Source organism: Vibrio sp. VGrn 2 (genome assembly GCF_009361695.1).
Lineage (GTDB): Bacteria > Pseudomonadota > Gammaproteobacteria > Enterobacterales > Vibrionaceae > Vibrio > Vibrio diabolicus.
This window is the reverse complement of the sequence record NZ_RBWD01000008.1, coordinates 116815-142166: the sequence shown is the minus strand read 5'-3', so window position 1 is coordinate 142166 and position 25352 is coordinate 116815. Positions and strand designations below refer to the sequence as shown.

Genomic DNA, 25352 nt, shown 5'->3' with positions numbered 1-25352 from the left:
TGCATTAGTAAGGACGGGGATTCGGAGACAGCCAGCCTGAACTGAGCGCAATAAGTAGAAGGATAACTACTAAAGCGGAGAACATGACTCGACGGCCTAAGTAATGACTCATAGGTTTGTCTCTTTTTTCGGGATTATCTGGGTCTTCACGAACCATTTCGATAAGCGCTTTTGCGAGGTTGAAGATAATGAAAAGCAGCAAAAGGACAAGCGTCAGTTTGAATAGAAATACGGTGGACATAGCACCTCCGGTTTCATCGTTGTTGTTATCAAGGCAATTATGGCTATCGAAACGGTTTTGGGTTGCAGTTGGTTTAACTGTGGTTGTGTTTTCTCTTTTGGTCAAACTGGGTTTTTGGCAGCTTGAAAGAGGGCAAGAGAAACAGGCTTTGGAACAAGCCATTCTTGCGCGAGCGGATAGTGCGTACCAAACATTAGGCGAAGTTCTTGAAGAAAACGATTGGAGAGAAGGCAGCATCCTCGGGAAAAAAGTGGAAGCTAATGTTGTTCCTCAGGCGTTTCCCGTGATTTTACTGGATAACCAAACGCATCAGGGCAATGTGGGCTATTTAGCATTTCAGATTGTCTCTATGAGTGATGAATCAGGAACCTATGCATTATTAGAGCTTGGTTTTTTGGAGGGAATAGCAGATCGTTCAGTATTACCAACCGTCACAACACTCGAAGTCTCGACCTTTATCACGGGACGTCTGTACCGAAAATCTGCTAACCCGCTGAGCTCTGAATTAATGCCAGAAGTTGGCGATGCCATTCGTGTGCAGAACCTGAATATCGCGCAACTGAATCAGCTACTTAATATTGAACTTATGCCCGCAGTCTTGCAGCCAGACAATCTAAAAAATTGGCCTTACGACTTTCCTTGGAACCCATTGCCGCTCAAAAGCGCCAAGCATTTCGGTTATTCGATTCAGTGGTTTTCGATGGCGGGCGTTTTCTTATTATTGACCTTAATTGTTTTTGTTCGTTGGCAAAGAAAGTTGCGTCACATGGAGGTGAAGCATGACATCTAAAGTAACCAAAGGGCGGCTAATGTTGATTGCGTTGGTGTGTACGTTTGCGCTTCCTGCCGTCATCGCTAAGGTCATTCTCACCCAAGGGTGGTATCAAAGCGGTGTGACCAATATAGGTGTGTTAGTTGAACCATACACAACGTTAGAGCTACTTGGTCAAGAGTCCCCACTCGAGGAGCACAGGTGGCAACTCGCTTATGTTTTACCTAATGAGTGCACAGAACAATGCAGGCAGCAGCTTTACCTGCTTCAGCAAAGCCATGTCGCTTTAGGAAAATATCAAGAGCGTGTGGTGCCGGTGCTTTGGCAGACAGAGTTGTCCGATACCGTAGATGTATCGATGACGACAATGCAAATGAATCAATCGGTTACCGCCAAAGTGAAACCCGGACAAATATTAATCGTTGATCCTCTTGGGCAACTGGTAATGTCTTACTCGCCGCAACCGAATGAAGATTTAGTCTCGTTCAACAAAGGTATGTTGGCGGATTTACGCAAGCTCTTAAAATTGTCACGAGTTGGTTAGAAAGGGGCGTATATGAAGTTAATTCAGTTGGTTAAATTCAGTTTGCTCCTAACTTTCGTGGTGATCATGTTAGGCGCGTATACTCGCCTTTCTGATGCAGGGTTAGGTTGCCCTGATTGGCCCGGCTGCTATGGGCACCTTGGTGTGCCTCATCAAGAAGAAGACGTAATACGTGCCAATCTTAATTTCCCTGAACGGGCTGTCGAGCATGAGAAAGCATGGCTTGAAATGATTCATCGCTATTTTGCAGGAACGTTGGGTTTGGTCATTTTTGCCATGACAGTGATATCAATGAGGTCTGAGCGCGTGAATCCTACTATTCCGATGCTTCTCAGTGTACTGGTGATCGGGCAAGCACTTTTGGGGATGTGGACCGTGACGCTCAAATTAATGCCAGTCATCGTAATGCTTCATCTGCTTGGTGGATTTACTTTACTGGTTCTGCAGGCGATTTTTTACTGCCACTTAAAAGCGCAAAATAATCTCTATTTTTCTCCATCTTCCAGCTCGCTGCGAGGCTTCTCATTATTGGTTTTTCTGGTTGTTTTTATGCAGGTGCTGCTAGGAGGGTGGACTTCGTCAAACTATGCCGCGCTCATGTGCACCTCACTGCCGATTTGTGAGGGAGATTGGATGAGTCATCTCTCATGGAAAGAGGCGTTTTCTTTCTGGCAAACCGGATTCGAGAATTACGAGTTTGGTGTATTGGAGTATCCGGCAAGAATGACCATACATGTTACGCATCGCCTCGGTGCGATGGTCACCGCCACAGTCGTATTGGCTTATAGCATTATGCTCATGAGGCAAGATTCCCATCATTCACAGCGCATTGGAGGATGGTTACTACTCACTTTAGCGTGTCAAATTATGTTGGGCGTGAGCAACGTCGTATTCCAACTTCCTATTTATGTCGCCGTGGCACATAACTTGGGTGCCGCCATTATGTTGAGTCTTGTTTGTGTGAGTCAGTTTTATTTGTGGCAGGGCAAAAAAGCTTGGAGTTACACCGCGAAAGGAGTTCGCTATGAGTAAAGAAATCGCACTGTCGTTAAATGAGCGAAAGCGACTAAGTGCCGTTTATTTGAAGTTAACGAAGCCTAAAGTAGTCGCATTAATGCTGGTGACGGCCGTTGTCGGGATGAGTTTAGCGCCTGTTACTGAGTTTCCTTGGTTGCAGGCGGCGGTTGGCCTAACAGGCATTGGTTTGATGGCAGGCTCCGCGGCAGCGTTTAATCACCTGATTGACCGCCGCATTGATGCGAGAATGGCTCGCACACACAAACGTCCGTTGCCATCGGGTGAAGCTAAGCCGTTATCGGTGATAACCTTTGCGACAGCGTTAGGCGTCATAGGGTTTGTTCTTTTATATGCGCTGGTCAACCCACTGACGGCATGGCTGACTTTGATGAGTTTACTCGGCTATGCGATGGTGTACACCATGTACCTCAAACGCGCTACTCCGCAAAATATCGTAATTGCAGGTATTGCGGGTGCGATGCCGCCTCTTCTCGGTTGGACTGCCGTAACAGGGCACTTGCATGCGAATGCTTGGCTGCTTGTGATGATCATTTTTATCTGGACGCCACCACACTTTTGGGCACTCGCAATTCATCGCGTAGAGGACTATCGTAAGGTGGATATTCCAATGTTGCCTGTGACACATGGTATCGAGTACACCAAAACTTCTATTCTGTTGTATACGGTGTTGTTGACGTTGGTTTGTGTGCTGCCGGTGTTGGTTGGAATGGTCGGCGTAGTTTATCTTTTTGCCTCGTTACTACTTAACGCTGGCTTTATGTACCATGCATGGAAGCTAAAATACGCGCCAGAGCTCAATACCGCGATGGAGACGTTTAAATTTTCTATCTATCACCTTTTTGCGTTATTCATTGCATTGCTTTCGGATCACTATATTGGCTTGTAGCCTCTCTTTAAACAGAAAACGCCGCGTGGTTCGCGGCGTTTTTGGTTTTGATAGTTTGGCTTTAATGCAAAGTTTCTAGAATTATTGAATCTCTAACAATTCAACATCAAAGATCAAAACACTTGCTGGTGGAATTGGGCCTGAGCCACTTTTGCCATAACCGAGCGTGCTTGGTACGAAAAGGCGGATTTTTTCACCTTCGACCATGTATTGTAGGCCTTCTTGCCAGCCTTTAATGACTTGGTTAAGACCAAACGAAATTGGCTCACCGCGATTAACGGAGCTATCAAACACAGTGCCATCAATCAACGTGCCGTGGTAGTGCACTTTGACTTTGCTTGTCGCGGTTGGGTGAACCTCACCTTCGCCTTTTTCAAGAACAATATATTGAAGACCACTTTCTGTTGTAATGACGCCTTCTTTCTTCGCATTCTCGAGCAAGAATGCTTGGCCTTTCGCAAAGTTTTCATCCGCTACTTTATGGTTTGTCCAAGTACGGTAAATGAAAAAGCCCGCCAGAATGAAAATAATGAGAGGAAACAAAAATTTAGACACGTAAGCTCCTTGTCTATTTAGGTTGTTTTAGCAAATAGTTAATGGTTTTTGCCATGGCTTCGACGCTGTCATGACCACCAGTAATGACTTGGTATTTTCCGTTAACGATAAAGGCTGGAACGGAGTTAATTTGGCCGCGAGTCGTGATCGCTTCTGCCTTAGTGATGTACTCAAACAGCGTTTTTTGCTGTGCTTCATCTAAATGGTAAGGGCTGATAAGGTTGCGAGACTCAAAGGCTTTCTCTACGGCGATTTGACGTTCCTCAGCAGTCGCATCAGGACCCATTTGTACGGCAGCAAAAAGATCCGCCATAAATGCTTTGTCAGGTGTAGACTCTAGTTGCATGACTGCAGTGTAGAAGATGATGGCGCTTACTTGTGCACTTTCATTGAAAGTTACATGCATTTTTTCAACGCTTTGCTCGGTCAATGATTCAATTTGAGGGACAAACTCTTCCATTGAGCGACAGTGGCCGCAAGTTAGGGCAAAAGCTTCTGTCAATGGCGCCAAATCATATTCTTGAAGAGATACAGGCAAAACTTCGTATTGTTTGCCTTGCTGAGGCTGAGTGTTGCCGCTATCGCATGCCGACAAGGCCATCATGGCGGCAATCACAGCAAAGCCTTTCGATATGGTTTTTAACATAATAATGCTCTAAGTAAGAAATTTGCGTTAGTTTATCGGTTAACGATAGTGACTAAAACCATTAAATAACAATAAAGTGAGACGATTGGTAACAGACTTTTCCTGATGTGTAGGCTGCAGGGAGGTATTTTGGCATCGCTTTTTATTTGAGAGATACTTGATATTGATTCCAGTGGCATGAACGCTGCATATACAAACCAATCGGTGGATAAAAGCGCTAAAGATTTGGCGTGTTTTGTCGACACAATGGACAAGAGTTTTTCTACGTTGGTAATGGTATGAAGCAGTGGTTTTTAATTGTTTGCGGCATTCTGACTGGGTGCAGTAGCCTTGATCAAGACATGGTTCCTGGCGGGAACATTTTAGATACAGCTCCTAGAACAAACACCGAGCTGAGACATCCTGAGTGGGGCTATCCGAGCGCCTCCAGTGTGGCTTCTTCACCTCGTACGTATCAGACTGAGAGGGCATCAGTAAAAAAGTCGCAAAATGTGACCTCTCTGGAAATGTTTCTGAACAGGCACAATATTCCTCATGAGACACTCAGTGGCGGTCACTTAATGATACGTTTGAAAGAGCAAGTGCATTTTCAAACTGGCTCTGCTCAGTTATCAGCGCAATCTCAAGACTGGATTCGAAACATTGGTCACTATCTAGCAGGAAGAACGGATGTGGATGTCGTGATCGATGGCCATGCCGATAGCACAGGAGCTGCCAGCTTTAATGACACGTTGTCAGAAAAGCGAGCTCGTGAAGTGGAAAAGCAACTACTGGCGACGAGTATTCCTCGTCAACGCGTATTTTCTAGAGGTTTTGGCGAGTATGTGCCGCAGTGCAGTAATTCGACAGCCAGTGGCAAAGCTTGTAATCGACGCGTAGAGCTAACGCTGATCGTTGATGAGTAAGGCGATGGCTGGTCGATAAACTACGTCGTGTCGTTTTCACTGAGCCCTTATGTGTTTACTGGCGTTTCCGTCTGGGAATGAGCAAGAAGAGTGAACCCAAAGGCTAGGCATAGCAACGAGCAGCTAGACTGAATAGAAAAGAGGCACCTGTATGGTGCCTCTTTTACATCCGCCAATGTTCATAGGGGGAACTTAGGCAAATTCTTTTTCAACGTAAGCGACGATGTCAGATGACTCGTATAGCCACTGTGTTTCGCCATCTTTTTCGATACGTAGGCAAGGGACTTTAATTCGTCCACCACCTTGCTCTAGTTCAGTTCGATGAGTCGGGTTATTTTTTGCATCACGTAGCTCAATGTTCACTGACTGACGCTTCATTGCACGGCGGACTTTTACGCAAAAAGGGCAAGCTTCAAATTGGTAAAGTGCGTATTGCTTTGCTTTTTCATCAATACGTTGTTGTTCTTCTGCACTGCGTTTAACACCACGAGGTGAGAACACGGCGTTCAGCAATAAGATAACCTTGCCTAAAATCCAACGGATAAACTTCATAATGATCCCTTGATGTTCATTGGGTAATTGTCCTTTAAAAATGCAATAATGATGCTTGTTGCATTGAGCGTGAAGTCTATCAGTTGTTTGAAATGGATAAAACCATGTATTTTATGCGGAAAATAAGCGTTTTAACCTGCCCCAAAAACCGCTAGTCGAAGCTGGACTGGCTTCTCTACCTAGATAAAAGCTTTGCATCAGTTCGGTTCTGAATGCATCAACATCCATGCGTTTTACAACAAGCTCGTGTTGCAATGTATTCTGAGTTTGCTCGGCATGATCGTGCGCCAAGCTAAAGTCCATATTCAAATAGCCTTGAGTATAAAGCCAAAGGTGGGTTATCAAGATAAGGTCTTCTGCGGACTGGTTAGTGAACTTATCCGCGTGCTCATCACCCAAGGAGTCAGTCAGCACTTGCTGCATTTGCTGGGCAGAATGCGCATGTTGCTCATAGTTAGCGCTGGCTTCAATATGCGACTTAGTCAAAAGACCAAGCAGGTGAAGAGTAGGCGCCGTGGCGGGTTTGTTCTCACAAACTTTTGTAAACAGTTGTGACTGTTCTTTTAACCAACGTCGCTTTGCCGCTTTATGTTCTTTAACGAAGGGAATTTCTTTGAATCCCATCTCTTGACTCAGTTCACTAAGAGACGTCATGGCTTTTTAGTTCCTTCACCGTTACTTCGACGTGTTGATCGTTGATATCAACAAAAATAGAGCTGCCGGTAATCATAACAGAAAGGCTAGTGCCTCGGTCAAGGTGCTGACAAATCAAGTCGATAGCGTCGTAGTCAAAGCTTTCTACGTTGACGGGAAGCATTGAGAGCTTTCCTGACATTTTATCCCACCATACCGTCGCTTTAGTGTTATAAGTGTAGACTTTTACGTGTTTTGCTAGGCGAGAGGCTTTCTTGATTCTTTCTGGTTCTGGTTCGCCAATTTCAATCCAGTGAGTAATGCTTTGATCATCGCCAACATGCCATAAATCAGGCTCTTCAATTGTAGAAAGCCCTTTCGTAAACTCTAAATTACTTTGAGCGTTTAAGCAGTAAGCTAAAACACGAGCCAGCATTCGTTGAGGTTTTTCTGAAGGGTGAAGGGCGATAGTTAGATTTTTAGAATCGTAATAGTCGTTATTCATATCGGAAATGGCGATACGAAATTTATAAATAGTCGGTTTAAGAGCCATGGATTTATATCGTTTTTGTTGGCAAAAATAAGTTATAGACAAAAAAATAGCCAGCTTTAGAAGCTGGCTATCGTATCAAATTCTTTAAGAATTAAAGTACTTTGATTTGCTCTGCTTGAGGGCCTTTTTGACCTTGAGAGATAACAAATTCTACTTTCTGGCCTTCAACTAGAGTACGGAAGCCGTCACCAGTGATTGCAGAGAAGTGAGCAAATACGTCAGGACCGTTTTCTTGTTGAATGAAACCGAAGCCTTTAGTTTCGTTGAACCACTTAACTGTGCCAGTAGCTGTGTTAGACATGTCTATTTCCTAAATATCTAAATAATGTAATCTTTCGCCTCAACGGCGCTTATAGCGTGGAAAAATAAATTGCTATTGCGTACCACAGGACGACGGGTTACAAGTAATCCAACGAAATGTGAAAACAAAGAACTTTCTTTCTAGCCGTGTTTGAGTCTAGGTTAATTCCACGAAGAGTCAACATATATTAGTGCTTTATGGACAAATATTTGTATTTAGTCACTATTTAACCAGCATGTTTTTGATTAAATTTCAAATAAATGACGGTGATGTGAAGTTTTTCAGCATAAAATTCAACTAAATCTATAAATTTGACTTATTTATATAATTATTGTCCAATCTGGTTCGACCATTAAGGAGGATTTATGGCAAAACCTAAAACCAATCCTCAGCCGAATGAGTTACAACACGAGACCGATTTCGGCAGAGGTGAAATCAAGGACAATGCGTTAAAAGCGGTTGTCACCAGTCAATTGTTCAGAACACGAGTAGTAAAAGCGAAAAAAGGTAAAGGCAGCTTCAGTCGGAAAATGAAGCATAGAGGCAAAGAGCCCTATTCAAAGTTCTCCCTGATGTGGATTTTGAATAGGGCTTTTTTATGGTTCATCGCGGCTTTCCGGGGAAAGCCGCTTTTATCTTTAAGAAGAAGTAATCAGTATCTCGATATCCATACCCTATCCGCTTGATTAACTTTATCTTGTTATTTATTCCTTCGAGGGTACTGGTATTCAACGGATAGCTTGCTGAAGCAGTGATCCCATGAAGGTATGGACGGAGCTTTCGAGCGAACTCTTTTAACGGCTTGATCCCACTCTCATTCACTTGCTCCCACCATACCTGCCATAGGTTTTTAGCCTGAAGTTCAGAGCCACAACGCCAGAGTTCCTTTAATTGTGCCCCCAGTAGGTAGGTTGTCATCAAGTCCTGATTCATCTCCAATATTTCAGTCAGGTAGCCGTCTTGTTGTGTATTTAAATTATCCCTATTTTTCAATAACACCCAACGTGAACGCTTGACCCATTGCCTTGCCTTTTTATCCTGTTTTAGCTTATTGACTTGGTCGACTCTGACTCTATCCATGACTTCACGACCGAGCTTAGCAACAACGTGGAACAAGTCGTAAACGATACGTGCATTTGGGCAATGCTCTTGGACTTCAAGGTCAAAAGCCGTGTTCATATCCATTGCTACCGCTTCGATGTTTTTGCCATGCTCACCTAACTGCTCGAAGAACGGTCGAATATCCTTACGGCTACGACCTAGTCCTATCCAGATAACCTGATGGCTTTTAGCATAAGCAATGACGGTGGCATAACGATGTCCCTTAAAAATCGCGAACTCGTCCATGACGAGTTGCCTTAATTCACCCCATTTAACTTGCGGTACTACTTGTTGAAGTCGACGCTTATCTATCTCTTTGATTGTGTGCCAATGAACTCCTGTCAATTGAGCAATATGCTTAATTGGCAACAGCGGCAACAACTGTTCTATATAGCTTCGTAGACGATTGGTGATACGAGCATAAGGCTCTAACCAAGATAATCGTTCCGTTTTAATACCGCAGTGACTGCACTTAATACGTCGAGTTTGGACGGACAGTTCAACGGGCATTCCAAGCAGTGTAGCTTCTTTCACGTTGCGCCATTGATACTCATGTACGGCTTGAGCTTTAAGTCCACACGGGCACTTAGCGATAGAGTTCGGTTCGAGAGTGAGCTTAATCAATGATGCAGTCGGATGAGACTTTACGATATGAAAGCTTTCCCAGAATGAAGATAGGAAAGTATGATTCGACATGAAAACGGTAGTTTGTGTAGGTTTTGTTTGGCGATAAAACTCTATCACTTACTACCGTTTTTGTTTTGAGTTCCCGCTTATCTGCGATGAACCTTTTTTATTGATGCTGATTTTTATTAAACTATTCAAATTCAATTGCTTAGTGTTAGTTAAACACTCTTATCTCACCTTGTGCTGGCTAGCTTTCTTCTTAAAACTAGACGCTGAAAAGTACCAAATAAGTACTAAAACCTACTAAGTTAGATTCATATCAATAGGAGCCACTTCCTGTCCGACACCGCTCTGCTATATCTTTAGATCAGACAAAACAGCCGAGATTATGGTTTAAAAAGACTGGTGAGAAGTAGGTATGTCATCGACGAGTTATGGTACTTATGGTTGCAAGTGTACAAAAGCGTGTGCTTCTTTGTTACTACTATGGCTGTCTATTTGCCCGATGACGTATGCGCACAAGTCAGAGTCTTATTCTTTAATTGTTGCTAACTCCAAAGCTTGGAAGCCATTCTCTTACCTTAGCCCAGACGGTGAACCCAAAGGCATTTTGATCGACTTCTGGAAAGCGTATGCGGCGTACAACCAAATTGATGTTCAGTTTCTGCTTCTTGATTGGGAGGCTTCTTTACAGGCCGTAAAAGAGGGGCGTGCTGACTTTCACGCGGGATTGGTTTACTCATCGGAAAGAGCCGATTACTTGGATTTTGGCGCAGTTATCATGCCCATTCAAACTAAATTATATGTCAGTCAAGACGTGCTTTCGATTGATGTCAAAAGTGTTTTAGCTGGTGAAATGACGTTGCCAATTGGTGTCGTTAAAGGAAGTTACGAGTCTGAGTTTATTAAGACGAATTATCCTAATGCGCCTATTGCAGAGTACATTAATAACGACACGATGATACAGGCCGCTGTCGATAAGAAGGTGCTGTATTTCGTCGCGGACCTTCAAGTAGCTAACTTTTATATGGCAACTATGCCGGGAGCAGGCATGTTTGTTCCTGTAATAAATTTATATAGTAAAGACCTTCGGATTGCAGCAGGGTCGCATAGTTCTGCTTCCATTTTGGATGTCTCTCGAGCGTTTGAAAAAGTTATCGATACAGATCGAGAAAGGATCCTCAATCGCTGGAGTGTGGTGAAAACGGTCTATCCTCTTTATCTCCTACCTATTGCGATTTTCATTATGGCGGTCGCGACGCTGTATCATATCTTCGCACTCAAACGCATGGTTGCGCTGCGCACAAGACAATTGACGATTGCCAACCAGCAATTGCTGGAGATGACGTTAACGGATTCCCTAACAAAACTCTACAACCGTAGACACTTGATTGAACAATTGGCGCTCTTGAATCACTTGCAGCGAAGCTTGACGGTAATGGTATTTGATATTGATGATTTTAAATCAATTAATGACCAATACGGTCATCTTGTCGGAGATAGAGCGATAGTGGCCGTGGCTGAAACAGCAAAATCAATGACTGATGAACGTATGACATTGGCGAGAATTGGCGGAGAAGAGTTCGCACTCGTGACGGCATCGCTCTCTGAGCGAGAAGCGAGCAACTTTGCTCAAATGCTCTGCAAAGCCGTGTACGAACAACCTATTATCCTTGGCGGGCAAGCGATTCATTTGAGCATTAGCTTAGGCTGCGCATACTACCCTGAATTTACTCACATCGTGAATTTACAAGACGCTGATCAACTGATGTATCAAGGTAAGTCTGAAGGTAAAAATCGCTCGGTGTTTCAAGTCATAACAGACAGCCAGGTTCAACCTGAGCTTCGTCAAGTCCCTTAGCGTTTTTGAGTCACCAATCGCTATTTCTAAATCCTCACTTGCTATACTCAATTGAATTTAAAATTATTATACCCGTTTAGCTTCAAATTCTAGGTCGTGTCGGTACAAAGGGAAGGTATGTATAAAACGTTTTGTGTTCTCGCTTGTGTACTTCTCTCTTCTTTTTCTTACGCTGAGAGCGCTTTCGATATAGTCCAAAAGTCTGATCAAGCGATGCGCGGGAAATCTAGTTATAGCGAAGCCACCATGAAAATTGTTCGCCCTGACTGGTCACGTTCAATGACCATGAAGAGTTGGACGAAAGGTACGGAATTATCTTTGGTCTTGGTGACTGCTCCGGCGAAAGATAAAGGTAGCGCCTCGTTAAAACGTCATAGAGAAATGTGGAATTGGGGGCCGAGTATAGAGCGAGTGATTAAAATTGCGCCATCCATGCTCAGTCAGTCTTGGATGGGATCAGACTTCACGAATGATGATTTAATTAACCAATCTTCTATTGTTGTCGATTATCAACATCAACTGCTTCAAAGTGAAACCTTTGATGGCGACAAAGTTTGGGTAGTTGATGCACTTGCCAAGCCTGACGCCCCAGTGGTTTGGAGCAAAGTCAGACTGTGGATTTCTCAAACGAGCTTGTTACAGCGCAAAGTCGAGTTTTACGATGAATTTGATGAACTGGTAAATGTTTTGACGACTTACGATGTGAAAACGTTGGGTGGGCGAGACGTTGCGACTCGCATGGAGATGCAGCCGATAGATAAACCAGGAAATAAAACGGTTTTGATTACGCACGAAGCGCAATTTGATTTTGATATCGATGATGACTTTTTCTCCCAGCAGCAAATGAAGGCTCTGCGAGATTAGGGTGGATTTTGGTTTAGATAAGAGGTGAGAATCGGATGCTCATCAAGCTCGCATGGCGAAATCTATGGCGGCAAAAACGGCGGACATTGTTAACCGCTTCTGCGTTAGCTCTTGTTCTGTTTCTCTCCTTACTGACTCGAGCGTTCCAAGAAGGAAGTTACTCCTCAAATATTAAAAACGCTGCGAAGTTCTATACGGGATTAATTCAGCTACAACATCCCGATTTTGGGGACTCCTCTAGCATTGATGATGTCCTTCCTCAAACGCCTGCGTTCATTGCATCTGCCAAAAATAATCCTGATATCGACATCATTCTGCCGAGAATTGAGTCATTTGCGCTTGCCGCCAAAGACGAACGATCCAAAGGCGTGATGGTGCTCGGCGTTGAGCCTGACGCTGAAGATAGCTACTCCAGCATTAGTGACAAAATTGTACAAGGACGCTTTATTGCATCTGGACAAAACTCGGTGCTTGTTGGTGAGGGTTTGGCAAACTACCTTCATTTGAACGTTGGTGATGAACTGGTGTTGTATGGTTCGGGTTATCGTGGTCAAACGGCGGCTGGACTGTATCAGGTGTCCGGTATTTTGCACTTTCCTTTGCAGCAGTTAGATTCTCAGTTGGTCTACATGCCTCTTGATACCGCACAAGCGTTGTATTCGCTTGATAACCAAGTCACCGCATGGGTCCTTAACACTCAAAGTTTACGCGTGTTGCCTGACATTGTTAAACAACTAAAGCGCCACTACGGGAATGGCGTCGCAGTAAAAAGCTGGCAGGAGCTGTCGCCAGAACTTTCTCAACAGATAGCCTTGGACAAAGCGGGTGGGATCTTTTTGATCTATATCTTGTACGGCATTGTTGGTTTTGGCCTGTTTGCCACGATTTTGATGATGACGTTAGAGCGCCAGCGTGAATTTGCGGTGATGCTCGCGACGGGTATGTTGCGCAGCAAGCTGATGGGGCTCGTCGCCATTGAATCGATGTTTATCTCCGTTATTGGTCTTGTGCTCGGTGTCTTGATCAGCGCGCCTGTGCTTGCGTATTTCTATATCAATCCGATTGAGATTACAGGCGATGCTGCACAAGTGATGCTGGAGAGTGGCTTTGAACCAATCGTACCTGTTTCGCTAGACCCGTATTTGTTAATGGATCAAATTCTTGTCGTTCTCGTTATTTTATCGTTATGTCTGATGTATCCGATGGCTAGACTTCTTCGCTTGCCCATTGCTAGTGGGCTAAAAGGAGGCGCGCATGTTGATTAAATTGGCGTGGCGTAATTTATGGCGGAACAAGCTCAGAACTTCCATTATGCTGGGAGCGATGGTGTTCGGCTTAATGGGCGTTGTTGCCATGATTGGATTCATGAACGGTTTGGTCGACAGCATGATCAAAAACGCGATTGCGTGGCAAACCAGTCATCTACAAGTGCATCAGAAATCCTACCTTAATAATCCTGACCTTAGTGACACAATAACGAATTATCAAACGATAACGGCCGCTTTGGCTGCACATCAAGATGTTAAAGCGGTATCGGCGCGATTTCTTGCTGATGGCATGATTGCTTCTGCGCGTAGTACGAGAGGCGTTCGGATCAATGGCATCAATATTGAACAAGAGCAAAGTATCACACCGCTTACAAGCCATGTGATAGACGGAGAATGGTTAAACGAAGTGGGAAGAAACCCCATTCTTGTTTCGCAAAAAACCGCAAATCGGTTGAAGCTGCGTGTTGGATCGAAAGTGGTTTTAACATTATCTGACATCAAGGGTGATGTATCTGGCGCAGCTTTTCGCGTTCGAGGTATTTTTAAAACGCCATCCACCACGTTTGATGACGGTAATGTCTACGTCCGTAAAGTCGATCTCGAAACAATCGCAGGCTTGTCGGGTGTGCATGAAATTGGCGTTTTGTTGAACTCCAACGAGACTGAACAGCTAGAAAGTGCTGAGGCATTTACGTTATCAATATTGCCACAAGCCAACCGTGAACAATTGATCGTGAGAAAATGGCAAGAAATACAGCCTTTACTCGCAACAATGATGAGCTCAATGGATATCTCTAACCAAATTATGTTGGTCGTTTTCGTACTTGCCATGACTCTCGGAATCATCAACATCATGCTGATGTCAGTTTTTGAAAGAACGAGAGAGTTTGGGGTGTTAATGGCGGTTGGCATGCAGCAGCATAAAATTCGCACACTGATTATTTTGGAAACGCTATTCCTTGGTTTGAGTGGTTGCGCGCTAGGGTTATTAGGAAGCGCAGTCATGTTGAAAATACTGAGTATTACTGGCTTATCGCTTGGCGCACTTGCTGATGGGTTAGGTGCTTATGGCGTCGATACCTTGCTTTATCCAAGAGTGTCGTTTTATGAATATCAATTGATTATTGTGGCTATTTTTGTCGCGAGCTTATTTGCGGCTTTGTATCCAGCAAGGCAAATTCTCAAGCATCGACCTGCGGATGCCATGGCGGAGAAAACGTAATGACGATTAAATTGGAAGGCTTATCCAAGACGTACAACCCAAAGAGTGACTTCCCGGTACATGCGGTTCAGAGCGTAGATTTGGAGATCAAGCAAGGTGAGTTTGTCGCTATTATGGGACCTTCTGGTTCAGGGAAAACGACCCTACTAAACATGTTGGGCGGGATCGATTCTCCTACATCAGGACGCGTGGAAATTGATGGATGCTTAATCTCTGATATGTCAGAAAAAGAGTTGATCGCTTATCGACGCGATAACATTGGCTTTATCTTCCAAGATTATAGTCTGCTCCCCGTACTGACAGCTCTTGAAAACGTCGAGTTTGTTATGCAATTGCAAGGGAAAACAGAAAGGGAATGTCGTGAACGCGCCAGCGCGCTACTGCAACAGGTTGGATTATCACAGCAGATGCATAAACGTCCGAGTAAAATGTCTGGAGGCCAACAACAGAGAGTTGCGGTTGCAAGAGCATTGGCACCAAAACCAAGGTTTGTAATGGTAGATGAGCCTACCGCCAACTTAGATGCAAAAAGTACAGCCGAGCTGCTTGATATCATGGAACAACTCAGTGAAAAAGAAGGCACGACATTTATCTTTTCTACCCATGATCCTAGAGTTATTAAGCGCGCACATCGAATCATAGTATTTGAGGACGGGCGTTTGGCACGAGATTTTGCCAACATTGATAACACCATAGAGAAGAGCCATGCGTGGTAGAGTATAGGGCGTAAGCTTACTATCCAAGTTATTGCGGCTTTTTTTTGCGTTAAGTCCTGCGGTAATTTGCATTAAAACTAATGCCAGCATACCGGGTTTGGAGCCTGAAAAAGCATGGGATATCAATGGCTATGTGAAATACATGGCGACCTATAGTATGCCTGACGAGCAGAGTAATACCCTTGACCATCTACTCCATAACCGGATTAACGTTGAATATCGCTTTTCTCCTGAATGGCGAATAAATCTTGGTATCAGGAATAGAGCATTGTGGGGCGATGCGCTTGAGATTCCTCGATATGCAGAACTCGTGGCGCTTGATAATGGGTATTTTGATCTAAGCAAAAATTGGCGAGAAGATAATGCAATCCTCAATACCCAACTGGATCGACTCTACGTCTCTTGGAGTGACCAAGATTGGAGTGCAAGGTTAGGGCGGTTCCGGGTCAATTGGTCAATGAACACCATTTGGAACCCAAACGACATCTACAACGCCTATTCTATTTACGACTTTGATTACGAAGAGCGGGCGGGCACCGACGCTGTCATGGTGAGTAAAAAACTTGGGTTTGCCGATGGGTTAGATCTCGTTTTCTCTCCGTCAAAGCAGTCTAAAGAAAACAGCACGTCACTACGATATTTCTCCAACGTTTCTGGTTGGGACTATCAAATCATTGCGGGTCGATCTCGGCAAGACTATGTTCTTGGAGCAGGGTTCGCGACTGATATCTATCAAGCCGGGTTTCGAGGCGAGTTAAGCTGGTTTGATCCTATTGATACAAAGCATCAAGGTCAGCCTACTGAGGATACGACAGTCGCTAGTTTGGAATCAGACTACAGTTTTGGTGGTGTGCGTAACTGGATGGTGAGAGGTGCTTGGTTGTTTATTTCTGAACCAAAGCCAGCGAGCAGCGCATTAACTTACCTAAACCTCCCTCTCTCTGCGAAAACCTTGAGCTTCACGGAGCATACTGTTTATGCCGATGCTAGCTTCGACTTAACGGCGCTCAACCGCGTCACCTTATCGGCTAGTTACTATGATGATGGCTCTTACTTTGCTGGATTATCCAGCAGCTATTCACTCAGTGATAATTGGCAACTGCTAACTGTAGTTCAACATTTTAACGGTACGGACGGCAGCTTATTTGGAGAAACACCTGCAACTTTGGTGTTTGCTAATATCCGGTATAGTTACTAGAGATGCCTTTCATTTAGCTGCTATCCCTAAATAATGCAATCAATCACAAATAATGCCTTGTTCTGAAGTTGTTTTTGATACAAGCATTTAACATTTTTATAAACATCGTTATATTTAAGGCTCATCGTTGTCAGGAGTTTATGGATGAACCTTACGATATCAGGGAAGTTGCAGCTCAGTTTTGTGCTGCTAGCCGTACTTTTTATAGCATCAGCGGTATTCACGTATCGCAACGTCACCACTGTAGAGCAATACGCCTCTTCGTTACTTAAATCCGATTTACCAACCGTAGACACCAGTCGCGGTATCCAACAGTCTGTTCAAGCGTCGTTGTCTTCTATTCGAGCCTACATGTTGCTAGGTGGCGATGAAGAGGCGAGCGCACGTCTAAGTGAGGACGTACGCAATATCATGGCGTCAACAGACGAGTCGCTTCCAACGTTGCAGGCTTTGATCTCTGAACAGGATTTTCAAGCGATTCAAAGCCAGTGGGGCGCGGTAAAAGTTTCTCTAAACAAGCTGATTAAACTTAGCCACAGTGATGAGAACTTACCCGCGCACAACCTCTTTATTAACGAAGCGGCACCCATTGCAGAAGTGGCACTTGATCAGCTTCAAAGCTTAATCAATGAAGAGTCAGGAAACCCATTTGGTGGAGACAGAAAACGTCTGTTTAAAGTTTACGCCGACAGTTATACCTCGCTCGCCAATGCTCTGTCTGCTCTGCGTGATTTCCTGTTGTACGGGCAGCAAGATCATCTGGACAAATACCACGACTTGATTAAGTACCACAATCAGTCTGTGGCGGAAATCGACAGCAAACTCGACAGGCTTACTGATAACGATCAATCACTGTGGTCACTGTTTAAAGAAATGCAGCAACTGTACTTTCCCTTAGCAGATCAGGTCATTGCATTACGTCAGTCGCCAGAGTGGAACGAATCAAACTTGCTGATGGCGAACGAACTGTTACCAGCAGCGGATGCCCTAGACCAAAGTTTAGAAACGATCGTATTGGCTCAACAAAGTCGTGCTGATCAAAGCGGACAGGGTATTAATCAGTCGATCAAAAACGTGCTCACCACCATGCTGATTGCGGCAGCGTTGGTTTTGTTTGCCGCGGTAGCGATTTCAAAATACATGGGTAACACCATTGGTCGCCGAGTGAAGAACTTGTCGGAGCGAGCAAAGACGATCGCTTCAGGAGATGTTTCTCAGCCTCCGCTCAATGTTGTTGGGAAAGATGAATTGGCAGACCTTACCGATTCGATTAACCGTATGAACCAGTCGTTAGCGGGCATCGTGGCAGGGGTGAGTGAGAAAGCGCACCAAGTGGATACCAGCATGGGAGCTTTGTTGGAATCGGCGCAAGTCACCTCATCGAATGTTAAACAGCAACAGACCAGCATTGTTGAAATGGGACGCCAATTGGATGAAATCGCTTTAGCCGCGCGTAACACCCTAGATCAAGCCAATCAATCGGTGCAGAAGCTTTCTGATTCAAAAGGCGAGATTGAACAAGGTCGCGATGCGCTAGAGCAAAACAAAGTCACCATGGAAAGCTTGCACGGCAGTATTGAAACCGCGAGTACGCAAGTGACGCAGTTAAGTAAAGAGAGCGAAGCCATTGGTCGAGTGACTGAAGTGATTGAAGGTTTGGCAGAGCAAACCAACTTACTGGCATTGAATGCGGCAATAGAAGCGGCGCGTGCGGGTGATCAAGGGCGAGGCTTTGCGGTGGTGGCGGACGAAGTGCGTATGTTAGCGACTCGCACTACTCAATCGACGACAGAAATCAACGGTATCATCAATGCGATTCAACGCTCGACCCATTCGGTGGTTGAGGAGATTGAACACAGTCAATCACTTGCGGAGCAGGGCGCGGAGCACATTGAAAAAGCGGTAACTCGTTTGCTTGTTACTACTGAGCAAATAGGTTCCTTGAATGAACAAATGGCAGAGCTTGCGGCAGCGGCAGAACAGCAATCTCATGCGACCAATTCGATCACTGGATTGATGTCCGGTATTACTCAATCAGTGGATGAGGTTTCGAATAACAGCCAACGTGCATCAGAGACATCATTGCAAGTAAAAGAGCAAGTTACCGAGCTGAATCAACAGATGGCGACCTTCAAGATGGCGTAGATAAGGTTTGCATCTTTTCATCAACTTTTGATTGTTAACCAAATAGTAAAAAAGCCCCAATCCTTTTCACACAAAAAGGGTTGGGGCTTTTTGTTGGATGATACGCCGATATTTGTCTACTTGCTCATTGGATTTAGCTATTTAAATCATAGCTAAAACCAAATTTTCTTCACCGAGCCGGAGTCGTAATATGACTCCATCGGCAGCAAATACTGCAAAAGAATTTTTAAACTTTATACCGATCTGAGTAAGAGAATCGTTCGTTACTACGATTGGTATCATCCTTCTAGGAGTAAGATTATGAACAAACAAGTAAGCCTAATTGGTCTAGACAGCGAACAATCAGCACAACTAGCTCAACAGCTAAATCAACTACTAGCGCATTACCAAGTGTTGTACATGAACTCACGCGGTTACCACTGGAACATCAAAGGTCAGCAATTCTTCGAACTGCACGTAAAATTTGAAGAGATCTATACGGATCTACAAACCAAAATCGATGAGCTTGCAGAGCGTATTCTTACCTTGGGTCATACACCAGCGCACGCATTCAGCCACTACTTGGAAGCAAGTGAAATTAAAGAACATCAAAACGCGACTTCTGGTAAGGAGTGTGTACAAGGTCTGGTTCAAGGCTTTAGCGTTCTACTTCTAAAACAGCGTGAGATTCTACAAAACGCGGGTGAAGCAGGCGACGAAGGTACCGCGGCATTGATGGGTGACTACATCCGTGAGCAAGAAAAATTAATGTGGATGCTTAACGCTTACCTACAAGGCTAAGCGACGCATCACCCGAGCACTCACTTGGGGGCGCATAAATAAATCGGGAATAAGTCAAAGGAGCACGCGAGTGCTCCTTTTGTTTATGAAAGTGCCTAGTTAGTCGTGAATGTGCTTAAAAGACTGAAAATGTTCGAGTAAATCGGTCAGTTCTGTTACAGCAAGAGAGGCGGAGTCGTGGAATTGTGCAGTCGTATTGTGGTGAACAAGGCAGGATGGCATTTGGGCGTTGTATGCGGCTTGTAGGTCATAAAGGAAATCGCCCACATAAAGTACTTCATCTGGCATTAATCGCCACTCTTTGGCTAGGACTTGGAGCGATAAAGGATCAGGTTTTGCTGGGTAGCATTCACGAGTGAGGACATGTTCAACATTAATTCGGTTATGTTCCAACTTACGCTGCGTAGCGATCAAGCAGTTGCGCGTTACTATCGCGGTTTTAACTTTATGCTGATGTAAGTATGCCAAAAGCTCGTGGCAACCCAGCATCGGAGATGACTGCTCAGCATCAGAAATTTCATGATCAAAGATGACATTATGAGCATGCTCCCTCTGATGTGGATGGTCAAGCTTATCAACAAAATCCAATAAATCTTCGTTTTGTGGACAGCCTAGTTGCTGACGAAGATCTTTGAAGTTCATATCGGAGCTGACGAGTGTATTGTCTAAGTCGAAAATAACGGCTTTGACTCTTTCAAGTTTTAATGGAAAAGGAACCATGATGACCTCGTACGACTTAAACCAAGCTATCTTTCTAAAAACAAAAGGTTATTGTTAATTTTAGATTCAAACGTTTTCCTTGTACGAAAATAAATCACTGATACGTCACAAATTAAATAGTCTCAATAATGTTGGTGTTTGATTACTTCTCTTCAAGACGGAAAATTTTGCCTGTATCTGTTGAAAAATAGACATAGCCATCCGGACTGATGGTGATATCTCTGACTCGTTCGCCGAGGTCTTCCATCAATCGCGCTGATTCTTTTAGTTTGCCATTTTGAATGGATACCACGTTAATGTGAGTTAGTTTTAGTGCTCCCGCTAAAACTTTTCCATTTAACTCAGAGTATTTATCGCCACGATATACCACCATATTGCTTGGCGCGATAGACGGAATATAAACCAACTTTGGGTCTTCCATATTCGGTAAGCTTTTCGCTTCTCCAACGTCTAACGGTCCCCAATACTCTTTACCCTGAGAGACTTTTGCCCAGCCGTAGTTTGCACCTTTCCTAATCAGGTTGATTTCATCACCACCACGAGGGCCATGTTCAATCGACCAAAGCTGTTTTGTTGCTTTGTCGTAAAACATGCCTTGTGGGTTACGGTGCCCGTAACTCCATATTTCAGGGCGAGCCTCAGAAGTCTTGAATGGATTATCTTGTGGTACCGAGCCATCAAGGTTGAGGCGAAGAATAGTGCCTGCATGGGTTTGAGTGTCTTGCCCATTATCACGTTCGCCACGGTCCCCAATTGAGAAGTAAACCTTGTCATCGACAAACGCAATACGGCTGCCGTAATGACGGCTGGTGTCCGTGATGGCGTCGGCGACAAAGACGTCTTTCCAATCCACAAGTTGATTGTTTTTCAATTGTGCGGTCGCTAAGGCCACAGTATTTCCTTTATCGGTACGTTTGCTGTAAGTAAAGAAAAGTTGTGGATTTTGTGGAGCGGTATTCGGCACTAGAGCTACATCTAATAAACCAGCTTGCCCACTGGTGTTCACATTCGGTACTTTGAAGAGGGTTTGCTGTTTTCCCGAAGCAATATTAAGTAATGAAACGGTGCCGTTTTTTTCATTCACGATCATTTGTTGCTTATCGAGAAATTCAATTCCCCATGGGATTTGAAAACCATTGGCAACCTCATTGGCACGATAGTCCGCAGCATCGATAGAAAAAGCTAGGCAAGCGAGTAGGGTCGCAGTGATAGTTTTCATGGTTCCTTCCAATATGAATCCAAGATACTTAAAAGCTAACACTAAAAGAGGACGTTTGGCAGGGTATGCGAACATAAAAAATCCCCAATACGAGATCGGGGATTGAATTAAGACTAGAGAATTGTTTACTTAGCGAGCCTACATCGCTTCTTCGAAGATCTTCGAGATCTCTTCGTGCGTTGCTTGTTTCGGGTTAGTGAAACCACAAGCGTCTTTTAGCGCGTTGTCCGCTAGGGTTGGGATGTCTTCTAGCTTCGCACCAAGCTCTTTAATGCCTGATGGGATGCCGACATCTTTAGCAAGCTCAACGATAGCATCAATGGCCGCCGCAGCACCTTGCTCTGCTGACATACCTTCAACATCAACACCCATTGCTTTAGCAACGTCACGTAAACGCTCTGGACATACTTGCGCATTGTAACGTTGTACGTGAGGTAGAAGAATCGCGTTACATACACCGTGTGGCAGGTCGTAGAAGCCGCCTAGTTGGTGCGCCATTGCGTGAACGTAACCAAGAGATGCGTTGTTGAATGCCATACCTGCCATGAACTGTGCGTATGCCATTTGCTCGCGAGCTTCAAGGTTTTCACCGTTTTTCACTGCTGTGCGAAGGTGAGCTTGAATCAGTTCAATTGCTTTGATTGCTACCGCGTCAGTGATTGGTGTCGCAGCGATAGATACGTAAGCTTCAATCGCATGTGTTAGCGCATCCATACCTGTTGCGGCAGTAAGTGACGCAGGTTTAGCAAGCATCAACTCAGGATCATTCACTGACATCAATGGTGTTGTGTGCTTGTCCACAATCGCCATCTTAATGTGGCGCTCTTCATCTGTGATGATGCAGAAACGCGTCATTTCAGAAGCAGTACCAGCCGTTGTGTTGATTGATACGAGAGGCAGCATTGGTTTTGCGGATTGGTCAACGCCTTCGTAATCGCCGATCTTGCCGCCGTTTGACGCCACTAAAGCGATACCTTTTGCACAATCGTGCGGTGAGCCGCCTCCGAGTGAGATAACGAAGTCACATTCGTTTTCTTTTAGTAAAGCTAAGCCATCATTAACGTTGGTGATAGTAGGGTTTGGTTGAGTGCCATCGTACACAACGGTTGCTACGTCGCGTTCAGTGAGAAGGTCTTGAACTTGTTTGACTACACCGATTTGGTTAAGGATCTTATCCGTAACGATCAAACCTTTTTTAAAGCCTTGAGATTGGATGCTGTCTGCTGCGTCTTTTAAACAACCAGCGCCCATTAGGTTTACCGTAGGGATAAAAAATGCACTTGTCATATTGGATAGCTCCGTCGTTATTTTTAATAATCTTTCTTAATTTGCCATTTACTGTCGCACACTCGTTTCCAGATTGAAGTTGATCTGAAGCAAGTTTACCTATTTAGAGGTATTTGCAAGAGAAAAACTGTGACAGTGATCTTGTTGCACAGCGTATAGGTGCAACACAGATATAAAGTAGAACAAATATGAGACCAGTGACGCAATCGATTGGCAAAAATTGATATCTAATACGGATATATCTCTAAATTAGACTAAAGTATAAAAAATCCCCATTAATAACTTAACTATCAATGGGGGTGGGAGGTAGGTTTATAAGTTATCTATCAATAATTAGGCAATATCAATCAGCTTTGATACTAACTTTTCGATACCTGATGCCGCTTGAGAGATATTCTCTGCCAACATATAAGCTGGGGTTGATAGAACGAGGTGTGTTTCATCAAAAACGATATCCTCGACAGAGCAAGTGATGTGCTCACCGCCCATTTGATTAAATGCTATCGAGATCGCTTCATCGTTGCCTACGGTGCCTTTCACGCCTTGATCATAAATCATCGGAATAATGACAGGTGAAATACACAGATAACCTGCTGGCTTTTTGGCATGAGCGAATGCGCGACATGCTTGAGCTACGTGTGTATTAATCGAGCACTCAGCTCCTGATACAGCGAAGTCAGTGAGGTTTTTAGCGGCACCAAAACCGCCAGGTAAGAGTAGGGCATCAAACTCATCTGGATTCAATCTTGCAACATCATCAATATTGCCACGTGCAAGGCGTGCAGATTCCACCAACACATTTCGTGTTTCGTCCATCTCTTCGCCAGTTAGATGATTAATCACGTGTAATTGATCGATGTTAGGAGCAAAGCAATGCCATGATGCACCTTCTTTTTCAATGGCATGGAGTGCTAATACGGCTTCATGTAGTTCTGTGCCATCGTAAACACCTGAACCACTGAAGATAACTGCGACTTTTTTCATTTGAGAATTCCTTTAGTCTGAGGTTTCCGTTTGTTGCTCTGTTTCTTTTAGATGTTGAGTGCTCGAATCAGTTTCGGCGATTTCGCTATCGTCGTCTTCTTCATCATAGTAGCGCACAACAAAAGGTGTAAGCATAACACTCGAGGGCAGAAAATGTTTCATATCGACTCCAACTGCGTAATGGAGTGATTTTTATACTGATTTTTATAAAACAGTACGTTGAACCTGATCATTTTTGAGTTAAGCTGATGTTTCCTTTGGCATTCGTGAGTGGTAGGTCACATGAAATCAGTGCAATTTCGTTTCACACTTTATGGTTGTATTGCGATCCTCTCTTGGAGTTGCTTACTTGGCATTGCCAGGTTGGTAACCGAGAGCCTAGGTCCCGTGGGCGGGGCAGCCATGTTGTACTCTCTCAGTTCTATTTTCCTTCTTATCGTAGTTGGCATTCCGAAGTTATCGTACTTTTCTCCAAAATATCTCGTGCTTGGTGGCGCGATGTTCGTTTGTTATGAAATATTTCTCGCTTTATCTCTGGGATATTCCAACTCGCGTGCGCAGGCTATTGAGGTGTCGATTGTCAATTACCTTTGGCCAGCACTCACCGTTTTGTTTGCGGTTTTAGGCAGTAACAAAAAAACAAACTGGCTGCTTTATCCAGCGGTTGCGCTGGCGTTTATTGGAGTCGCGTGGACGGTGAGTGGTGAGAATGGCTTATCCGTTACTCAGATTATGTCCAATGTCAGTAGTAACCCTTTGGTGTACTTTATGGCTTTCGCAGGAGCAGTTATATGGGCCTTTTATTGTAATTTAACCCAAAGGCAGCAATCCAAACATAACGCGATTACGTTGTTTTTCATTGCTACTGCTGTTTCGTTATGGATGAAATATGCGTTTGCTGATGAGCCAGAGATGACTTTTTCATGGGAAGCAATGGGCTACCTTTTTGCTTCTGCGGCGTTGATGGCTGGTGGTTATGGTTTGTGGAACATCGCGATTGTTGGCGGAAACATGGTCTTTCTCGCGACACTTTCTTACTTTACACCCATTTTCTCTGCGCTATTGTCTTCCATTATTCTTGGTGTGACGTTGAGCCCGAGCTTTTGGCAGGGAGTTGTGATGGTTACGGTGGGCTCTTTGCTTTGCTGGGTTGTCACCAAGGAGAAGCGTGAAGCTGCAGGTTAAACCAAAATTATCTGAGTGATTAATGCTCTTACTGCTCTTGAAGGCTTTGATAGATGCCTCCCGGCTGGACTGATTGAACCTTCATGTTGTTATCAGACGGGCATCCGGCCATTTTCCTAAAGTAAGCATCAGTTACCAAGGTGAGATAGCTGTCTTAGGGTCAGTCGCATCTGCAACTGAAAACGCTCCGGCCGTTCTGAGGTGTAACTGATTTATGATGTTAGGTTAGCAAAAAATTAGGCACAAAAAATCCACCGCTCTGGTGGTTTAACACTGCTAACTATTACCACGGTTATCAAACCCATACTTAATTGGATCTAACTTTTCGATTAGCTCTACTACTTTAATGAAATCAGTGGGTTTTGCTGGTGGGGTGCTAACTCCCGCTATCTTTTTGCTCATGCCGTGAAACTTTTTGAAAATGTTTCATACAGCCAGTATTGCCTACGAGAAGCGGGAGTCAGTTTTTATTATTGTTAGCGTTGTTTCGGATGGGTGGTATTCCTACAACGGCCAACTGACGGAGCGGGATTTTTCACAATTTCGGCT

General features: G+C 44.3%; 28 protein-coding genes. 15 read left to right on the top strand and 13 right to left on the bottom strand.

Going from position 1 to position 25352, the window contains the following annotated elements:
• Window positions 1-4: 4 nt before the first annotated feature.
• On the bottom strand, window positions 5-241 hold the full coding sequence (locus D8S93_RS14785) for a DUF2909 family protein (RefSeq protein WP_193621618.1): 237 nt from the start codon (window positions 239-241) through the stop codon (window positions 5-7).
• On the opposite strand from D8S93_RS14785, the gene D8S93_RS14780 reads away from it, so the two are divergent.
• Genes D8S93_RS14780 through cyoE form a run of 4 tightly spaced genes read left to right on the top strand, consistent with a single transcriptional unit; the run spans window position 189 to window position 3481 of the window.
• Window positions 189-1031 carry an SURF1 family protein gene (locus tag D8S93_RS14780; protein WP_193621617.1) on the top strand — a complete coding sequence of 281 codons (843 nt, stop codon included), beginning with the start codon at window positions 189-191 and terminating at the stop codon, window positions 1029-1031. The genes D8S93_RS14785 and D8S93_RS14780 overlap by 53 nt on opposite strands.
• A complete protein-coding gene (locus D8S93_RS14775; protein WP_152813975.1) occupies window positions 1021-1557 on the top strand; it encodes a cytochrome oxidase biogenesis cluster protein in 537 nt (178 codons plus the stop codon). The genes D8S93_RS14780 and D8S93_RS14775 overlap by 11 nt, the downstream gene beginning before the upstream one ends.
• A gap of 12 nt (window positions 1558-1569) precedes the next feature.
• Window positions 1570-2589: a COX15/CtaA family protein gene (locus D8S93_RS14770; protein WP_152813973.1), complete on the top strand. Its 1020-nt coding sequence runs from the start codon at window positions 1570-1572 to the stop codon at window positions 2587-2589.
• Window positions 2582-3481, top strand: coding sequence for a heme o synthase (cyoE, locus tag D8S93_RS14765; RefSeq protein ID WP_152813971.1), 900 nt, complete (start codon window positions 2582-2584; stop codon window positions 3479-3481). Before D8S93_RS14770 ends, cyoE begins: the two co-directional genes overlap by 8 nt.
• Window positions 3482-3562: 81 nt before the next feature.
• Here cyoE and D8S93_RS14760 read toward each other — a convergent pair whose 3' ends face one another.
• Window positions 3563-4036 (bottom strand): FKBP-type peptidyl-prolyl cis-trans isomerase, encoded by a 474-nt coding sequence (locus tag D8S93_RS14760; RefSeq protein ID WP_005391162.1) that lies wholly within the window; start codon window positions 4034-4036, stop codon window positions 3563-3565.
• A 13-nt stretch (window positions 4037-4049) separates the two neighbouring features.
• Window positions 4050-4682 (bottom strand): thiol:disulfide interchange protein DsbA/DsbL, encoded by a 633-nt coding sequence (locus tag D8S93_RS14755; RefSeq protein WP_053809557.1) that lies wholly within the window; start codon window positions 4680-4682, stop codon window positions 4050-4052.
• A 278-nt stretch (window positions 4683-4960) separates the two neighbouring features.
• Here D8S93_RS14755 and D8S93_RS14750 point away from each other — a divergent pair, with 278 nt between their 5' ends.
• Entirely contained in the window at window positions 4961-5587 is a 627-nt protein-coding gene (locus D8S93_RS14750) for an OmpA family protein (RefSeq protein WP_152813969.1), read from the top strand.
• A 192-nt stretch (window positions 5588-5779) separates the two neighbouring features.
• Here the strand turns inward: D8S93_RS14750 and D8S93_RS14745 are convergent, their stop codons facing one another.
• From D8S93_RS14745 to D8S93_RS14730, 4 genes are all read right to left on the bottom strand, one after another.
• Window positions 5780-6139, bottom strand: coding sequence for a glutaredoxin family protein (locus tag D8S93_RS14745; protein WP_046873702.1), 360 nt, complete (start codon window positions 6137-6139; stop codon window positions 5780-5782).
• Window positions 6140-6250: 111 nt separating this feature from the next.
• Window positions 6251-6793, bottom strand: coding sequence for a hypothetical protein (locus D8S93_RS14740; RefSeq protein WP_124007598.1), 543 nt, complete (start codon window positions 6791-6793; stop codon window positions 6251-6253).
• Window positions 6780-7325: a YaeQ family protein gene (locus tag D8S93_RS14735; protein ID WP_152813966.1), complete on the bottom strand. Its 546-nt coding sequence runs from the start codon at window positions 7323-7325 to the stop codon at window positions 6780-6782. The genes D8S93_RS14740 and D8S93_RS14735 overlap by 14 nt, the downstream gene beginning before the upstream one ends.
• A gap of 91 nt (window positions 7326-7416) precedes the next feature.
• Complete coding sequence (locus tag D8S93_RS14730) at window positions 7417-7626, bottom strand: cold-shock protein (RefSeq protein ID WP_005375625.1); 210 nt, start codon at window positions 7624-7626, stop codon at window positions 7417-7419.
• Window positions 7627-7991: 365 nt separating this feature from the next.
• On the opposite strand from D8S93_RS14730, the gene D8S93_RS14725 reads away from it, so the two are divergent.
• Window positions 7992-8312: an alternative ribosome-rescue factor A gene (locus D8S93_RS14725; RefSeq protein WP_227483993.1), complete on the top strand. Its 321-nt coding sequence runs from the start codon at window positions 7992-7994 to the stop codon at window positions 8310-8312.
• Here D8S93_RS14725 and D8S93_RS14720 read toward each other — a convergent pair.
• On the bottom strand, window positions 8230-9423 hold the full coding sequence (locus tag D8S93_RS14720; RefSeq protein WP_152813964.1) for an ISL3 family transposase: 1194 nt from the start codon (window positions 9421-9423) through the stop codon (window positions 8230-8232). The genes D8S93_RS14725 and D8S93_RS14720 overlap by 83 nt on opposite strands.
• 349 nt (window positions 9424-9772) lie before the next feature.
• Between D8S93_RS14720 and D8S93_RS14710 the strand changes: the two genes are divergently transcribed.
• The 8 genes from D8S93_RS14710 to D8S93_RS14675 all read left to right on the top strand — a co-directional run bounded on the left by D8S93_RS14710 (window position 9773) and on the right by D8S93_RS14675 (window position 19408).
• On the top strand, window positions 9773-11215 hold the full coding sequence (locus D8S93_RS14710; protein WP_152813962.1) for a diguanylate cyclase domain-containing protein: 1443 nt from the start codon (window positions 9773-9775) through the stop codon (window positions 11213-11215).
• 117 nt (window positions 11216-11332) lie between these two features.
• A complete protein-coding gene (locus D8S93_RS14705) occupies window positions 11333-12079 on the top strand; it encodes an outer membrane lipoprotein-sorting protein (RefSeq protein ID WP_152813960.1) in 747 nt (248 codons plus the stop codon).
• Between the two features lie 35 nt (window positions 12080-12114).
• Window positions 12115-13344 carry an ABC transporter permease gene (locus tag D8S93_RS14700; RefSeq protein WP_152813958.1) on the top strand — a complete coding sequence of 410 codons (1230 nt, stop codon included), beginning with the start codon at window positions 12115-12117 and terminating at the stop codon, window positions 13342-13344.
• Entirely contained in the window at window positions 13334-14569 is a 1236-nt protein-coding gene (locus tag D8S93_RS14695; protein ID WP_152813956.1) for an ABC transporter permease, read from the top strand. Before D8S93_RS14700 ends, D8S93_RS14695 begins: the two co-directional genes overlap by 11 nt.
• Window positions 14569-15285 carry an ABC transporter ATP-binding protein gene (locus D8S93_RS14690; RefSeq protein WP_152813954.1) on the top strand — a complete coding sequence of 239 codons (717 nt, stop codon included), beginning with the start codon at window positions 14569-14571 and terminating at the stop codon, window positions 15283-15285. The genes D8S93_RS14695 and D8S93_RS14690 overlap by 1 nt, the downstream gene beginning before the upstream one ends.
• A 31-nt stretch (window positions 15286-15316) precedes the next feature.
• Entirely contained in the window at window positions 15317-16483 is a 1167-nt protein-coding gene (locus D8S93_RS14685) for a hypothetical protein (RefSeq protein WP_227483992.1), read from the top strand.
• 144 nt (window positions 16484-16627) lie between these two features.
• Entirely contained in the window at window positions 16628-18628 is a 2001-nt protein-coding gene (locus tag D8S93_RS14680) for a methyl-accepting chemotaxis protein (RefSeq protein ID WP_152813950.1), read from the top strand.
• Between the two features lie 300 nt (window positions 18629-18928).
• Window positions 18929-19408 carry a Dps family protein gene (locus D8S93_RS14675; RefSeq protein ID WP_048625240.1) on the top strand — a complete coding sequence of 160 codons (480 nt, stop codon included), beginning with the start codon at window positions 18929-18931 and terminating at the stop codon, window positions 19406-19408.
• A 99-nt stretch (window positions 19409-19507) separates the two neighbouring features.
• Here the strand turns inward: D8S93_RS14675 and D8S93_RS14670 are convergent, their stop codons facing one another.
• The 5 genes from D8S93_RS14670 to D8S93_RS14650 form a co-directional block, all read right to left on the bottom strand.
• Entirely contained in the window at window positions 19508-20128 is a 621-nt protein-coding gene (locus tag D8S93_RS14670) for an HAD family hydrolase (RefSeq protein WP_074189932.1), read from the bottom strand.
• A 142-nt stretch (window positions 20129-20270) separates the two neighbouring features.
• Window positions 20271-21347 carry a PQQ-dependent sugar dehydrogenase gene (locus tag D8S93_RS14665; protein WP_152813948.1) on the bottom strand — a complete coding sequence of 359 codons (1077 nt, stop codon included), beginning with the start codon at window positions 21345-21347 and terminating at the stop codon, window positions 20271-20273.
• Window positions 21348-21485: 138 nt separating this feature from the next.
• Window positions 21486-22634, bottom strand: a complete 1149-nt coding sequence (gene yiaY / locus D8S93_RS14660; RefSeq protein WP_005391135.1) for an L-threonine dehydrogenase — start codon at window positions 22632-22634, stop codon at window positions 21486-21488.
• A gap of 333 nt (window positions 22635-22967) precedes the next feature.
• The gene (gene elbB, locus D8S93_RS14655) at window positions 22968-23618 is read right to left on the bottom strand and encodes an isoprenoid biosynthesis glyoxalase ElbB (protein ID WP_046873691.1); all 651 of its coding nucleotides are present in this window, start codon (window positions 23616-23618) and stop codon (window positions 22968-22970) included.
• Window positions 23619-23630: 12 nt separating this feature from the next.
• Window positions 23631-23780 (bottom strand): hypothetical protein, encoded by a 150-nt coding sequence (locus D8S93_RS14650; RefSeq protein ID WP_006742043.1) that lies wholly within the window; start codon window positions 23778-23780, stop codon window positions 23631-23633.
• Between the two features lie 120 nt (window positions 23781-23900).
• On the opposite strand from D8S93_RS14650, the gene yddG reads away from it, so the two are divergent.
• Window positions 23901-24803 carry an aromatic amino acid DMT transporter YddG gene (gene yddG / locus D8S93_RS14645; RefSeq protein WP_152813946.1) on the top strand — a complete coding sequence of 301 codons (903 nt, stop codon included), beginning with the start codon at window positions 23901-23903 and terminating at the stop codon, window positions 24801-24803.
• The last annotated feature ends 549 nt before the right edge of the window (window positions 24804-25352 follow it).